The 14,590-nt window shown below is 37.6% G+C and carries 13 protein-coding genes; 6 read left to right on the top strand and 7 right to left on the bottom strand.

Annotated features, from left to right (window positions below):
- Window positions 1-58: 58 nt before the first annotated feature.
- From ABD676_RS12450 to ABD676_RS12435, 4 genes are all read left to right on the top strand, one after another.
- The gene (locus tag ABD676_RS12450; RefSeq protein ID WP_344675020.1) at window positions 59-274 is read left to right on the top strand and encodes a hypothetical protein; all 216 of its coding nucleotides are present in this window, start codon (window positions 59-61) and stop codon (window positions 272-274) included.
- Window positions 274-618, top strand: coding sequence for a tRNA-binding protein (locus ABD676_RS12445; protein WP_344675019.1), 345 nt, complete (start codon window positions 274-276; stop codon window positions 616-618). Before ABD676_RS12450 ends, ABD676_RS12445 begins: the two co-directional genes overlap by 1 nt.
- Complete coding sequence (locus ABD676_RS12440; protein ID WP_344675018.1) at window positions 618-1,094, top strand: nucleoside deaminase; 477 nt, start codon at window positions 618-620, stop codon at window positions 1,092-1,094. Before ABD676_RS12445 ends, ABD676_RS12440 begins: the two co-directional genes overlap by 1 nt.
- Before the next feature lie 91 nt (window positions 1,095-1,185).
- Window positions 1,186-1,794 (top strand): superoxide dismutase, encoded by a 609-nt coding sequence (locus ABD676_RS12435; RefSeq protein ID WP_344675017.1) that lies wholly within the window; start codon window positions 1,186-1,188, stop codon window positions 1,792-1,794.
- A gap of 153 nt (window positions 1,795-1,947) precedes the next feature.
- Here ABD676_RS12435 and ABD676_RS12430 read toward each other — a convergent pair whose 3' ends face one another.
- From ABD676_RS12430 to pruA, 6 genes are all read right to left on the bottom strand, one after another.
- Window positions 1,948-3,159, bottom strand: coding sequence for a metallophosphoesterase family protein (locus tag ABD676_RS12430; protein WP_344675016.1), 1,212 nt, complete (start codon window positions 3,157-3,159; stop codon window positions 1,948-1,950).
- A gap of 142 nt (window positions 3,160-3,301) precedes the next feature.
- On the bottom strand, window positions 3,302-4,327 hold the full coding sequence (gene recA / locus ABD676_RS12425; RefSeq protein WP_344675015.1) for a recombinase RecA: 1,026 nt from the start codon (window positions 4,325-4,327) through the stop codon (window positions 3,302-3,304).
- A gap of 94 nt (window positions 4,328-4,421) precedes the next feature.
- Window positions 4,422-5,105: an endonuclease III gene (gene nth / locus ABD676_RS12420; protein ID WP_344675014.1), complete on the bottom strand. Its 684-nt coding sequence runs from the start codon at window positions 5,103-5,105 to the stop codon at window positions 4,422-4,424.
- Window positions 5,106-5,170: 65 nt separating this feature from the next.
- A complete protein-coding gene (locus ABD676_RS12415; RefSeq protein ID WP_344675013.1) occupies window positions 5,171-5,866 on the bottom strand; it encodes an ABC transporter ATP-binding protein in 696 nt (231 codons plus the stop codon).
- Window positions 5,867-5,884: 18 nt separating this feature from the next.
- On the bottom strand, window positions 5,885-7,363 hold the full coding sequence (locus tag ABD676_RS12410; RefSeq protein ID WP_344675012.1) for a DUF5687 family protein: 1,479 nt from the start codon (window positions 7,361-7,363) through the stop codon (window positions 5,885-5,887).
- Between the two features lie 298 nt (window positions 7,364-7,661).
- On the bottom strand, window positions 7,662-9,296 hold the full coding sequence (gene pruA, locus ABD676_RS12405) for an L-glutamate gamma-semialdehyde dehydrogenase (RefSeq protein WP_344675011.1): 1,635 nt from the start codon (window positions 9,294-9,296) through the stop codon (window positions 7,662-7,664).
- 173 nt (window positions 9,297-9,469) lie between these two features.
- Here pruA and ABD676_RS12400 point away from each other — a divergent pair, with 173 nt between their 5' ends.
- Window positions 9,470-9,646 carry a hypothetical protein gene (locus ABD676_RS12400; RefSeq protein WP_344675010.1) on the top strand — a complete coding sequence of 59 codons (177 nt, stop codon included), beginning with the start codon at window positions 9,470-9,472 and terminating at the stop codon, window positions 9,644-9,646.
- Between the two features lie 730 nt (window positions 9,647-10,376).
- On the opposite strand, the gene ABD676_RS12395 is transcribed toward ABD676_RS12400, so the two are convergent.
- A complete protein-coding gene (locus ABD676_RS12395; RefSeq protein ID WP_344675009.1) occupies window positions 10,377-11,999 on the bottom strand; it encodes a S8 family peptidase in 1,623 nt (540 codons plus the stop codon).
- Window positions 12,000-12,124: 125 nt separating this feature from the next.
- Between ABD676_RS12395 and ABD676_RS12390 the strand changes: the two genes are divergently transcribed.
- Window positions 12,125-14,281: a S9 family peptidase gene (locus ABD676_RS12390; protein ID WP_344675008.1), complete on the top strand. Its 2,157-nt coding sequence runs from the start codon at window positions 12,125-12,127 to the stop codon at window positions 14,279-14,281.
- Window positions 14,282-14,590: the final 309 nt, after the last annotated feature.

Raw genomic sequence — 14,590 nt, 5'->3', positions numbered from 1 at the left:
TATTTACTATTTCCAATCACTAAAGTAATAAGATTTTATCAAATAAGCGTAAATGAGCATGTATAATTTTAAGATTCAAGCCTCAGACTGGGAGATATTAAAAATCAAATTGAAACGTAAGTATAACACGTTATCAGATGAAGATTTGCAATTTCAGGAAGGTCAAGAAGAGGAATTATTAACCCGGTTAGCAAAGCGCCTTCACCGTAGTAAAGATTATGTGATTTTCACATTATCCAAAGAGTTAGTTGACTTAGATTCCAACCGTTTATAATGGATACTAATTTAATTTCTTGGTCAGATTTTGAGCAGGTAGATTTACGTGTCGGTACTATATTAGAAGTAGAAGATTTCCCAAAAGCTAGAAAACCTGCCTTTCAATTGATCATTGATTTTGGAGCTGAAATTGGAATTCTAAAATCCTCAGCTCAAATCACAGTTCACTATTCCAAAGAAGTCCTTATCGGTAGACAAGTTGTTGCTGTGGTAAACTTCCCAAAGAAACAAATAGCCAATTTCATGTCCGAGTGTCTAGTAACTGGATTTGAAGATGAAAACGGAGATATTATTTTGACATCAGTTGAAAGAAAAGTCCCAAATGGCTCAAAATTAAAATAATGAAGATTTATAATTTCGAAGACGATCCATTAGCTGCTGTACCCAACATTGATGAGCAATATATGCAGGAAGCTCTAAAGCTGGCTAAGCGAGCACTAGCTGAAGATGAGATACCAATCGGGGCAATCGTTGTAGCCAATGGGAAAATCATAGGTAAGGGCTACAACCTTACCGAGAAATTAAATGATGTAACTGCTCATGCAGAAATGCAGGCTTTTACGGCTGCTGCAAATTTCCTTGGTGGCAAATACCTTAAAGATTGCACATTATATGTGACCATTGAACCATGTGTCATGTGTGCTGGAGCAAGTTATTGGACTCAGATTTCTAAAATCGTATATGGCGCCAAAGAACCTAAGCGTGGCTATTCAACAATTCACGATAAAATACTACACCCAAAGACTACCGTAATTTCTGGCGTTTTGGAAGAGCAATGCAAAGAATTGATGACTTCATTTTTCAAAAATAAGAGGTGATATTACCTTAATATGGCAGTTCCTCCAAACTTTAGCCCTCTAAATTTGTTATATTCGTACAATCATTAAAAACAACATAAAATAAAATATTATGGCATTTCAATTAGAAGCGTTACCCTACGCAAACAACGCATTAGAACCACATATTGATGCATTGACCATGGAAATCCACCATGACCGTCACCACCAAGCGTATGTAGATAACTTGAACAAAGCGATCGCAGGTACAGAAGCAGAGAATGCTTCCCTAGAAGATATATTGAAAAACGTAAGCAAATATAGTGCTGCTGTTCGTAATAACGGTGGTGGTCACTTCAACCATAAATTGTTTTGGACAATCTTAGGTCCGAATGCAGGTGGTGAACTTACTGGTGAATTAGCACAAGCAATCAATGATACTTTCGGTTCATTTGATGAATTGAAAAAGAAACTTCAAGAAGCAGGAGCTACTCGCTTTGGTTCTGGATGGTCTTGGTTAATCGTAGGTGAAGATGGTAAATTAGCAGTTACTTCAACTCCTAATCAAGATAACCCATTAATGGACGTTGCTGAAGTTAAAGGTACTCCAATCTTAGGTATTGATGTTTGGGAACATGCTTATTACTTAAAATTCCAAAACAAACGCCCAGCATACTTAGAAGAAATCTTCAATGTCATCAATTGGGATGCAGTAGCTGAACGTTATGCACAAGCTAAATAAGCTTAGTCTAGCTAAGTTTTTATAAAAGAAATCGGGTTAAGAAATTAACCCGATTTTTTGTTGTTCTGAAATATCGTTTTTCCATAACCAACAGTTCAAAATCTTTTTTTATTTCATATTATCTCAAATCACATATCTAACAGCGCAGCGGTCTCAACCTTTCCTAAATCCTTGTATCTGCTCTCCGTTTTCTTTGATTAGATCAACTTGAAGTTGTTTGCCTTGTGCTTTAACCTCGATGTATGTGCGGTTATCAGCTTTAGGTCCTCCGCCAATGAGAACATAATAGTTGTGTTCATTATCTGGCGCATGAAAAGAGTGTTCATGAGTATGGCCAGAGATTACGGCATCAACCTTATTATTCTGTAAGACTTCATGGAAGCATAATTTATTATGTTGGGTACCATGCCAATCATCCGAATGATGGAAAGGAATATGCGTCACGACAATGGTATGTTTTGCAGATTTGCGTTCTTTGGATTTCAGTACCTTCTCTAACCAAGCTTTTTGTTCCAAACGATAGTGATCATAATCTACAGTACCACCATATACTTCATGCTCATCAGGTTTATCCTCACCACTATCCAATACGATCCAATAGATAGGGCCCATTTTGAAGGAATGGTAGAATTTATTCTCCGGGTAATCAAAGTATTGTTTAAAATCTCGGGCAAATTTACCTCTTGTCTCATGATTTCCTCTAACCATAACAAATGGCGATATACTCGCAAAACTAGTGGTTACTGGCTGAAGAAGTTTATTTGTTAAGTCCTTTGCTGTGGACACATAATGAAAAGAATCCCCATTTAAAAAGACCAGGTCTTTCTTCGCCAATTTACTTTGGTTATAAAGTAAGCCATAGCTTTCTTTAGTTTCGTGTATATCATTTAAAATCAAACAGCTAATCTGATCTTGATCTGGCTGTGCTAATTGAGCCGTAAAATCTGCCGATTGAATCTGCTTACCATATTCGATTTTATATGGGTCAAACTTGGTCACTTCTTTAGCCACTACTCGGTACTTTATTTCAGAGCCATTTCGACGGACTTTAAATTTAAAATGTTCAACATTGGCATTGCGCATACCATCTTCTACTTGGTAAATGGTTTCCAATACTTTTCCATTCGCATCTAAGCGTTCTACCCAAGCAAAGCACGGCTTCGTAAATATGCTACAGATGGTTACATGGTCCGCTTGTAGATTCTGTAGGTATGGAGCAGCAGCAAAGTCGAATATTTCCGACTGTACTGTCGATTCATTTCCGGCAATTTTATGTTGATCAGTTGATTTGGCTTGAGTAGGAATACTGGCTCCAAGACCTAATAAACCCATTCCCTTTAGGAAGTTCCTTCTGTTAAAGCTCATGATGATGCGGTTCTTTTAAAAGATTGATTTAGGTAAAATTACTGTTTTTCTTTTGCGTATTAAATTGTTAGCTGTAAAAAAGCTGAAACGAAAAATGGGCAGCTGTGATCAGCTGCCCATTGTATTATAAAGTCGAGTTGAACTATTCTTCTTCTTTATTTATCGATTGATCTAAATCTTGACCAGTAACTTCTGCACGGATTTTAGTTTCCAATTCATCCATTAAATCTGGATTATCCAATAACAAGGTCTTAACTGCATCACGACCTTGACCTAATTTAGTATCACCATAGCTGAACCAAGAGCCTGATTTCTTAATGATGTTATATTCTACTCCCAGGTCAATGATTTCACCTACCTTAGAGATACCTTCACCAAACATAATGTCAAATTCAGCGATACGGAATGGAGGAGCTACTTTATTTTTTACGATCTTAACTTTTACGCGGTTACCAGCTACTTCATCAGCATCTTTAATCTGCGAAGTTCTACGAATATCCAAACGAACGGAAGCATAGAATTTCAAAGCATTACCACCGGTTGTTGTTTCAGGGTTCCCGAACATCACCCCAATTTTTTCACGTAATTGGTTGATGAAAATACAACAACAGTTGGTTTTAGCGATTGTACCTGTTAACTTACGTAGTGCCTGTGACATCAAACGAGCTTGTAAACCCATTTTAGATTCACCCATCTCACCTTCGATCTCACCTTTAGGAACTAACGCTGCTACAGAGTCAATCACAATAACGTCAATCGCTCCAGAACGAATCAAATTATCGGCAATTTCTAATGCCTGCTCTCCATGATCCGGTTGGGAAATCAATAAGTTTTCAATATCAACACCTAATTTCTGTGCGTAATATTTATCAAAGGCATGCTCTGCATCAATAATGGCTGCAATACCACCTTTTTTCTGCGCCTCCGCAACAATATGAGTAGCCAAAGTTGTCTTACCGGAAGACTCTGGGCCATAGATTTCAATGATGCGTCCTTTTGGAACTCCGCCAATACCTAAAGCAATATCCAACCCTAATGAACCTGTAGAAATAGATTCAATCGGTTCTACCGCTGAATCTCCAAGCTTCATGATTGTTCCTTTACCGTAGGATTTCTCTAATTTATCTAAAGTAAGCTGTAATGCCTTTAATTTGTCGTTATTGCTCATATTTTTAGTATATTATTATCAAAAGTAAGGTATAGTTTAGTAAGTTGCAAATTTTATGCTAAAAAAATTAGTTTATTTATGTAGCAGTTTATTCTCATTCCTCTTTTTTAGCCTCTGAGGCAGGTAAAACAGCTTTTACCTTGTATTTTTGTTCAAAATATTTACAGAAATAAGTTATCGGACAGATCTCACATTTGGGTTTCCTAGCCACACAGATATACCTGCCATGCAAGATTAGCCAATGATGAGCCATAGCGATGGTATCTTTCGGCAAGTTCTTTACCAACTGTTTTTCTGCAGCCAATGGGGTAGTTGCTCGGCTTGTTAGTCCTAATCGATTACTCACACGAAATACATGTGTATCTACAGCCATAGCCGGGTTATGATACACTACGGAGGAAATAACATTGGCGGTCTTTCTGCCTACGCCAGGAAGCTTGACTAAGTCTTCTACCTTCTCAGGAACTACCGAGTTGAATTCTTCGACTAGCTTTTTGCCCATGCCCACCAAATGCTTAGCCTTATTGTTCGGATAGCTTACGGAACGAATGAATGTGAACACCTCATCAGAGGTACTTGCTGCTAGACTTTCCGGATCTGGGAAGCGTTCGAATAAAGCAGGGGTAACTTGATTAATGCGCTTATCAGTGCATTGTGCCGATAAAATGACAGCCACCAATAATTCATAAGGATTCCCATAATTTAATTCCGTCTCTGCATCCGGATTATGGGTAGAAAAGTAGTCTACAAATGCCTTGTACCGATCTTTCTTAAGCATATACAAATATAAGGAATTTGCCTATGGGGCGAAGCATTCATCACCCCATTAAAAGGAAATATTCGTTAAACCGAAAAGAAGGTCGTCAATTCTTCCAGGGTTTCTGTAGATGTCATCAGATCCTTCACCACTTCGCCTTTCTGTAAGGCAATAATGCGATCTGAAATTTCTACGGTATGAGAAAGGTCATGACTGGAGATTAAGATGGTCATTTCACCCTTTTCCATTAATTGACGAATAAGGTTTTTCAAGCGGAATTGTGAACTTGGATCTAAATTCGCAAATGGTTCATCTAATATGATCAATTCAGGCTCACCAATCAGTGCCCCAACAATACCTACCTTCTTCTGGTTACCTTTGGAGAGATCACGGATGTATTTGTTTTTTGCCAAGACTTCACCATTGAAGAACTCCGTAAACTGACCTACAAATTGATCTACATCCACTTTGTTTACTCCCGCTAATTCCCCAATAAAATAAAAATATTCCTCTGCTGTTAAGTAGCTAATAAGGAAACTCTCATCTACAAATGATCCTGTGAAATCCTTCCATTTTTCACTCTCATTCACCTTAACACCATTGATGCTAATTTCACCTGTGTTCGCCTGTATTAAATTCAACATCAAACTAAATAAGGTGGTTTTTCCAGCCCCATTGTTACCCACAAGCCCAACGCTTTCCCCAGCTTTAATTTCTAAGTCGGCAATATGTAATACCTGAACACCATTATATTCTTTTGTCAGATTTTTTATGCTTATCATGTCTTTTTTTTCTAATTGTTAGTCTTTTTGTTTAAATCCCTCTAGCATGGCGTAGTGCTTCTCATTGTATAACTCCGCCAAACCTTTGATGATAACCTGATGTAATAATAAACCGATCACACCTATGCCTATCAATACCAAATTGGCTGTGCCTTGGTCGAAGAGAAATTTCATTGCATACCATATAATCATCGGTAAACCAATTAAGGGAATCCCCACCAACCATTGCGCTATACCCATTCCTTGATAGTTCATCATATTTCCTTCTGAAAGATCGATGCGCTTGCGGTTGTATGCGCCAAATAATAAAATAATAGGAACATTTACTCCCATATTGTAAATGGCACATGCCACATTTACATATAATTTATCCCAGCCAAAATAAACATAAAAGGTACTTAGGATGGTGAGTATGACAACAGAAAGATACATGAGCAATGCTTTGGATTGCAGATACCTAACCATACTTATTGGACGGGTTTTAAAAAATGCGAAGTAGGAGCTGTCCCAAGCAGGGATATACTGACCAAAATTGATAATGAAAATGCCAGTAATAAAGATTCCCACTAATACCAACATACCTGTTCCATTGTATTTTGGCGTGAAATAGAAAAATAGACCATATGCTAAAAAAGCTAGACATAGTAAAACCGCATTTTTTGTTCTTTTATTTCGCCAAATAAGCTTCAAGTCCAATTGTAGAAAAGGAGATAAATCTCCGAACCGGCTAGTCCAACTTAAATCCGCCGTTTGCACTTTAGATTCTTTGGCCTCCAAGAAGGCATCCAGATAAAGATTGTCTTTGATACTCTTATACGTAAGGAAGTAACTAAAGACAGCGAGTCCAATAGGTATAATAGCTAAAACAGGGTAAACTAGAATATAGTCGAAGAATTGACCAAAAAGATTGGAAATGGAAAAGACCTTAAAGTATTCCAATGCAATTAAAGCAATACAAACAACAATGAATGGAATAATGGCCTTTAGATTAGAGGAGTATCGCTTCTGTATCCAAATGTTTAGGTAATTGATCGAATAAATCATCGCAATAACAGCAATTAACCAAGCAATTAAGGATGTTGCACTATAATCTGTTTTGCTTAAACATACCAGAGTGAAAGGAATGGCTGCTGCTGGAGTAAGTACATTGAAAAAGGAATAGCTCGACTTTGCCATTAAGAAATGGACAATGCTGTTTCTGGATATTCTCTTTGTCAATAGTGGTTTAATCTCGGTAACTGGAAGATTTTGCATCAAAAACCGAAGGATAAATTCACCTAAAAACCAAAACAATAGAAAATCATTAACAAGCAATAGTGGTTCTCCTTGCGGATTTAATTCTTCCATTAAGAAATAGAGTCCAAAGCCAAGTCCTATAAAGCTTAATAAAAAATAGACAGCCATAAAACCCATCAGGATTTTAACACCCAAGCTTTTGCCAAAACTCGCTGATCGGAAAAATGATTTCCATTCTAAGGATAATAAGCGTCGAAACATAGGTTTATTTATATAGATAATAGATTAAAGACAACAGACGATAGACTCAAAGACGTCAGACAACAGATTTTAAATCTTTGATTTTGGGTCTTTTGTCAAGTTGTTAGACTTTTCGGTTTTCAATGTTTAAAATACAATTATTTTTTGAACTGCTCATTTATTTTATTTTGATCTATGAGCTTCAAGAAATAATGTCTTTTCTAGGTTAGTTTATGGAAGGAGGAATTTGTTACAATAAAAAATAAAAAAGCCAAGAGAAAATTCCCTTGGCTTTCATTTTATCTTAAATTATTGCTAATTAATCTTCTAATAAAAATGGATAACGGTAGTTGGTGTCTGGATTGAAAGTTTCCTTGATTGTTCTTGGGGAAACCCAACGCAGTAAGTTGATCATAGAACCAGCTTTATCGTTTGTTCCAGAACCTCTAGCACCACCAAATGGTTGTTGACCAACTACGGCACCAGTACATTTATCGTTGATGTAGAAGTTACCAGCTGCATTACGTAAGTAATGAGTAGCCTCATCAATAGCATAACGATCCTGTGCAATGATAGAACCTGTTAAAGCGTAGATGGAAGTAGTATCTACTAATTTTAAGGTCTCTTCCCATTTATTGTCATCATAAACATACACAGTCAATACAGGGCCGAATAGCTCTTCGCTTAAAGTTTCGTAATCACCTTTTTTAGCTTCGATAACCGTAGGGTTGATGTAGTAACCTTTGGATTTATCGTACTCACCACCGATCACGACCTCAGCATCTTTAGATTCTTTAGCACGATCGATGTATTTTGTGATTTTGTCGAATGCTTTCTCGTCGATAACTGCATTGATGAAATTAGAGAAATCTTCAGTTCCACCGATTTGGAAGGTCTTGATATCTCTTTCCATCATTCCTTTTAAATCTTTCCATAAAGATTTAGGAACGTATGCACGAGAAGCTGCAGAACATTTCTGTCCTTGGTATTCGAAAGCACCACGAACTAAAGCTGTATTTAATACCTCTAAGTCAGCAGATGGGTGAGCTAAGATAAAATCTTTACCACCAGTTTCACCTACGATACGAGGGTATGTTTTGTAAACATGAATGTTTTCACCAATTGTTTTCCAGATATCTTGGAATACACCTGTAGAACCTGTAAAGTGAATACCTGCAAAGTCAGGGTGTTTGAAGATAACATCACCAGCATCAGGACCAGATACATAAACCAGGTTGATAACACCAGCTGGTACACCTGCTTCTCTGAAGATTTCCATCAATACGTTTGCTGAGTAAATCTGTGCGTTAGAAGGTTTCCAAACCACCACATTACCCATCATAGCAGCGGAAGTAGGTAAGTTTCCTGCAATCGCTGTAAAGTTGAATGGTGTTAATGCGAAAACAAAACCCTCTAGAGGACGTTGTTCAACACGGTTCCATACATTCTTAGGGCTGATAGGAGGTTGTTGTTGATAAATCTCCGTCATGTATTTTACGTTGAAACGTAAGAAGTCAGCAATCTCACAGGCAGAGTCAATTTCAGCTTGGTAAGCATTTTTCGATTGACCTAACATGGTTGCTGCATTTAATTTATAACGGTATTTGCTAGAAATCAATTCTGCTGCTTTCAAGAAAATAGCTGCACGTTGTTCCCATGGAAGGTTTTCCCATGCATCTTTAGCTGCTAATGCAGCATTGATAGCTTGGGTAACATGCTCTTTTGTTCCTTGATTGTAATAACCTAAAACATGTTGGTGATCGTGAGGAGGTGCAATTTTTACTTTTTTAGCAGTAGTTACCTCTTCCGATCCGATGTACATCGGAATATCAATTTCAGTAGCACGAGCCGCAGCAATTGCTTCTTTCAATAAACTTCTTTCTTTGCTTCCTGGAGCGTATGAATATACGGGCTCGTTAGTAGGCGTTGGTACATTAAAGAATCCTTTTAACATAATTCAATATCGTTTTATTTATTTTTTACGTTTATTAATTCCCAAAAGCTCATTGGTTAAGCTATAAACCAAATAACATTCAAGCTATTGGGTAAAAAATTATTTCTTCGAAGTTACGCAATATTCAGCTTTTTATTGAAACATATAAAGCCATATTATTAACATATTTTGTTATGATGCTAATCATAATTTATAAAGAATTGACAGTTTTGGTAGATGGGTTGGGGGAGACAACAGACAAAAGACATCAGATTTTAGACAAAAGACAACAGAAATTAATGGCGGGCGATGCATGCATCGCCCCTACAAACAATCGTGAAAATATTGTTTTTTATTACCCAAAACTGTAGGGTCGAAGCATGCTTCGACCACCCTATAACTAGATATATTTCAATCTATTTACTTATTCTGATGTGCATAGTTTAAAGTTCGTTCATCTTCGATTCACGATGACGTTGTCTTTAGAGGGGGAGGAACAGAGACTCTTCGCGTTGCTCTGAGTTGTAAATGACGTAGGATCTTTTGACGCCATAGGTCTAAATACTAAATACTTACTACTAAATACTAGCCCGAAGGGCTAAGACTCTTCGCGTTGCTCTGAGTTGTAAATGACGTAGGATCTTTTGACGCCATAGGTCTAAATACTAAATATTTACTACTAAATACTAGCCCCAAAGGCTCAGACCATTCGCGTTGCTCTGAGTTGTAAATGGAGAATCTATTTTCCCCGCCAATAGGTCTAACTACTAACTACTTAATACTAAATACTGCCCGCAGGGCAAAACTAACAAAGCCATCCCGCTGTCTGGATGGCTTTGTCTTATAAAGTACGAAGACTCTTGGAGTAGTTGAGTATGTTTGCTATTGTTCTTTCTTCTGGATCTTTCGATAATTGCGAAATGCAACTTCTAATTTTATCTTCGAATGAAACCTCAACTTCATTGTTTTGTATAATTCCTGAGAATTGGTCTTCGTAGTTTAATTCATTTGTTTTAGTAGAATTTTCAACCATAAGCATCTGTGTTTTTATTTATCTAAACGCAAGATACTTAGCAATATTGTGAAAGATTTAACATTTTTTTACTTTTTGTTCGAAACCATCTTATTGGCTTCTACAATTGCTTGGTAGGCATTCACAATTCCACCACTTACAGAGATCTCATCTAAGTAAACGCGTTTACTTCCTGATTCTCCTTTAACTTTTACTTTTTGGTCTACTTTCGTTACGCTTTTCATGATAACCTGTTTCACTTGTTCAGCAGTAAGCGTAGGGTAGTAAGCACGGATTAAACCTGCTAAACCAGCTACTACAGGCGCTGCCATACTCGTTCCTTGTTGGTCTTTGTATTTGTTTTCAGGCATGGTGGAGTAAATCTTAACCCCTGGCGCAAATACATCCACACTACGGTATCCATAGTTAGAGAATTCAGCCAATAGGTCAGAATCTAAGTTCCATCCAGTAGCACCTACGGTGATCCAGTTTTTCGCTTCTCCAATTACTGCATCTACACTATCCGTAAAATACTTCATTGGGAAATTCTTCACCACATCATTATCACTTGCGTCATTACCAGCAGCATGGATTAACAATACGTCTTTTGATTCCGCATATTTCACTGCATCATCTACTGCCTTTTTATTGTATGCATATCCTTTACCAAAGCTCATGTTGATAACCTTTGCACCATTGTCAACTGCATAGCGGATTCCATTAGCGACATCTTTATCACGCTCGTCACCATTAGGAACTAAACGTACTGCCATGATCTGAACTTTATCGGAAACACCATTAATACCAAGCTTATTGTCACGTTTTGCACCGATAATACCTGCAACGTGTGTTCCGTGATCAGCATCCGGTCCTTTTACATCTGGATTACCATAGTTGCGGTCATTTGGATCTTCGTAATTATCACCAACCAATGGTCTAGGGTTGAAATCTTTGTTCAAGTGATAATCTACCTGATCGCTGAAATATTTAGCTCCTTCTTGCAAATCATCATAAATGGATAGGAAACCATTTTTTTCGATCTCACTTTTAGCATTGCGAAGGATGTTTTTTTGTACAGATGTCAAATTTTGTGCATTATCTAAATCCGCCTGTTTAATGTCTTTCGGCTCTTTACCGATCTTCTTGACTAAAGCATCCATTTCCATTTTAATGCGGCTATAGGTCATTTTACCAGAAGCAGCCTCATCCATTTTCTTGGTGTAGTCGGTAATCATCTTTTGGTATGCTACAAACTCACGACGTTCTTTTTCAGAGAGTGGGGTAGAAGGCAATACAGAAAGATATTTCGGCTCATAAATACGAATCAAACGGGTAACTTCTAAGTTGTCCTGATTCACATTTTCACCTTTTGCATTCCCGATGAAGTTCCAACCGTGGATGTCATCGATATAACCGTTCCCATCATCATCCTTTCCATTTCCAGGAATCTCTTTTGGATTGGTCCACAAGACATCTTTTAAGTCCTCGTGTTTAACATCAACTCCACCATCTAGAACAGCTACAATTACTGGTTTAGCCTTGCGACCATTCAACAATTCATAAGCACGCTCAGTACTAATGCCCATTACACCATCCTTTTTGTAATCTAAATTGAACCAATTAGCTGGCGGGGTATCCTTTTGTTGTGCTAAACCTAAACTCGGAATAAGGCCAAAAGCCAAGTAACACAACAATTTATTTGTTTTAAACATATAGATTAGAATTATAATTTTCCAAAAATAAGATTTTACAACGTACGAATCTGTTAATTAATCTAAAATACCAGATAATAAATATTATTTTTAACGCATTATTCAACCATTTTTAATTTAAATATATGAGACATAAAATTGTTTTTGGTTTAATATCAGCCTTAGCGCTGTCTTCTTGTTCCCAACAAAATAACGTGAAAAAAGACCCTATAAACTGGCCAGAAGCCACTCCGCCAATTGCGGAATTAAAAGCTTATCAGCGAATTATCCATGGTGATACTGTTCAAGATCCCTATTATTGGATGAATGACTACTTTAAAAAAGGACCTGATTCTAGCAAAGTTGTTACATATTTAGAGGCCGAAAATCAATACACCTCGGCCATGATGAAAGCCACTGAAAAGTTTCAAGATGATTTGTTTAAGGAAATGAAAGCAAGAATCAAAGAAACAGACGAGAGTGTGCCTTATTTGATGAACGGTTATTATTATTACCAGCGAACGGAGGAAGGAAAACAATACTATAAAGTCTGCCGTAAAAAAGGTAGTTTAAATGCTCCTGAGGAAGTTTTGCTAGATGTGGATAAGATGGCCGAAGGTTTTCCTTATTATGCCGTAGGAGGTGTTGCAGTGAGTCCTGATAACAAAATGATCGCCTATGGTGTAGATACCGTATCCCGTCGTGAATATGTTATTCATTTCAAGAACTTAGAAACCGGAGAAATCCTGAAGGACCGAATCACCAGAACAACAGGTTCTGCCACATGGGCAGCAGATAATAAAACGGTATTCTATACCGCCAAGAATCCTGTTACCCTGCTAACGGAAAAAATCAAACGTCATACACTTGGAACAAATAGTGAATCCGATGTGGTTGTTTATGAAGAAAAAGACAATACCAATTATATCGGTGTCTGGAAATCTAAGAACCAACAATATATTTTCATCCAATCAGGGGGAACATTAAGCTCTGAAACCTTGTACCTGAAAGCGGATGATCCAAATGGAACATTTAAAGTTTTTCAAGCTCGTATGAAGGATGTTCTTTATAATGTGACACCATTAGCTGATCGTTTCTTGATTGTTACCAATGACCAAGCACAGAACTTCAAGGTCATGGAAACCCCTTTGGATAAAACAGGTAAAGAGAACTGGAAAGAATATATCCCTCACCGTAAGGATGTCCTGATCGAAGGATTAGACGAATTCGAGAACTACTTAGTCATTTCAGAGCGCAAGAATGGGTTAACCAACCTGGCTGTCCGTAATTTAAAGGACAACAGCCAACATTATTTAGATTTCGGTGAAGCGGCTTATACCGTTTATTCTAGTGCCAATCCAGAATACCATACTGACATTGTTCGCTATGGTTATACATCCATGGTTACACCATCCTCCACCTATGATTATAACATGAAGTCCAAAGAGAAGACCTTGTTGAAACAACAGGAAGTATTGGGAGGCTATAACCAAGAGGAATATGTAACCGAGCGTGTAATGGCTAAAGTTCGTGATGGGGTAGAGGTGCCGATCTCTATTGTCTATAAAAAAGGAACGAAAAAAGATGGACAAGCACCATTGCTGCTCTATGCTTATGGTTCTTACGGAAGCTCAATGGATCCAACCTTCAGTTCAACTAGATTATCCTTATTGGATAGAGGATTTATCTACGCTATTGCACATATACGTGGTGGTGAAGAAATGGGAAGACAATGGTATGAGGACGGTAAAATGATGAAGAAGATCAATACGTTTACTGACTTTATCGACTGTGGCAAGTTCTTAATTGATCAAAAATATACATCTTCACAGCATTTATATGCTCAAGGAGGAAGCGCCGGAGGTCTACTAGTTGGTGCAGTCATCAACATGGCTCCAGAGCTATGGAACGGTGTTATTGCCCAAGTTCCATTTGTAGATGTAGTCAACACCATGTTGGACGAAAGCATTCCATTGACCACCAATGAATACGACGAATGGGGCAATCCAAATAACAAAGAAGCGTACGACTATATGAAGTCCTACTCACCATACGAGAATATCGAAGCGAAAGTCTATCCAAATCTATTGGTGACTACTGGACTCCACGATTCACAAGTACAATACTTTGAACCCGCAAAATGGGTAGCAAAATTGAGAACCAAACAACAAGGTAAGAATGTTATCCTCCTGAAAACCGATATGGACTATGGACATGGCGGCGCATCCGGTAGGTTTGACTACCTTAAAGATGTAGCGCTTAATTATGCTTTCTTGTTTAAGCTGGAAGGAATTTTTGAATAGTATTTAGTAGTAAGTATTTAGTATTTAGACCCTTAAAGATTGCTTTGCAGTCTTTAGGGGTCTTTTTTTTGACAAGAGATTAAGATGCAAGAACTCATTAGAATAAATGACCGAAAGATTGGTAAACTGCTGTCAAAACTTGTACCGAATCTATTTTAAAAGACTTAACTTTTAATGAATTAGTTCGCCATAGGTCTAACTACTAACTACTCAATACTAACTACTAAAAAAAAGGGGTTTCCTTCGACACTTATTCGGATCTCCTTCGGAACTCCTTCGGATCTTGTTCGGATCTCGTTCGGTTCCGAC

It is taken from the genome of Sphingobacterium kyonggiense, from assembly GCF_039536825.1.
Lineage (GTDB): Bacteria > Bacteroidota > Bacteroidia > Sphingobacteriales > Sphingobacteriaceae > Sphingobacterium > Sphingobacterium kyonggiense.
The sequence above is the reverse complement of the archived record's forward strand: the minus strand, read 5'-3'. Positions and strand labels throughout refer to the sequence as shown.

Bases quoted from the DNA above. Each gene is read 5' to 3' on its own strand.
- ABD676_RS12450 (WP_344675020.1), top strand. From the start codon at position 59: ATGTATAATTTTAAGATTCAAGCCTCAGACTGGGAGATATTAAAAATC.
- ABD676_RS12445 (WP_344675019.1), top strand. From the start codon at position 274: ATGGATACTAATTTAATTTCTTGGTCAGATTTTGAGCAGGTAGATTTA.
- ABD676_RS12440 (WP_344675018.1), top strand. From the start codon at position 618: ATGAAGATTTATAATTTCGAAGACGATCCATTAGCTGCTGTACCCAAC.
- ABD676_RS12435 (WP_344675017.1), top strand. From the start codon at position 1,186: ATGGCATTTCAATTAGAAGCGTTACCCTACGCAAACAACGCATTAGAA.
- ABD676_RS12430 (WP_344675016.1), bottom strand. From the start codon at position 3,159: ATGAGCTTTAACAGAAGGAACTTCCTAAAGGGAATGGGTTTATTAGGT.
- recA (WP_344675015.1), bottom strand. From the start codon at position 4,327: ATGAGCAATAACGACAAATTAAAGGCATTACAGCTTACTTTAGATAAA.
- nth (WP_344675014.1), bottom strand. From the start codon at position 5,105: ATGCTTAAGAAAGATCGGTACAAGGCATTTGTAGACTACTTTTCTACC.
- ABD676_RS12415 (WP_344675013.1), bottom strand. From the start codon at position 5,866: ATGATAAGCATAAAAAATCTGACAAAAGAATATAATGGTGTTCAGGTA.
- ABD676_RS12410 (WP_344675012.1), bottom strand. From the start codon at position 7,363: ATGTTTCGACGCTTATTATCCTTAGAATGGAAATCATTTTTCCGATCA.
- pruA (WP_344675011.1), bottom strand. From the start codon at position 9,296: ATGTTAAAAGGATTCTTTAATGTACCAACGCCTACTAACGAGCCCGTA.
- ABD676_RS12400 (WP_344675010.1), top strand. From the start codon at position 9,470: ATGATGCTAATCATAATTTATAAAGAATTGACAGTTTTGGTAGATGGG.
- ABD676_RS12395 (WP_344675009.1), bottom strand. From the start codon at position 11,999: ATGTTTAAAACAAATAAATTGTTGTGTTACTTGGCTTTTGGCCTTATT.
- ABD676_RS12390 (WP_344675008.1), top strand. From the start codon at position 12,125: ATGAGACATAAAATTGTTTTTGGTTTAATATCAGCCTTAGCGCTGTCT.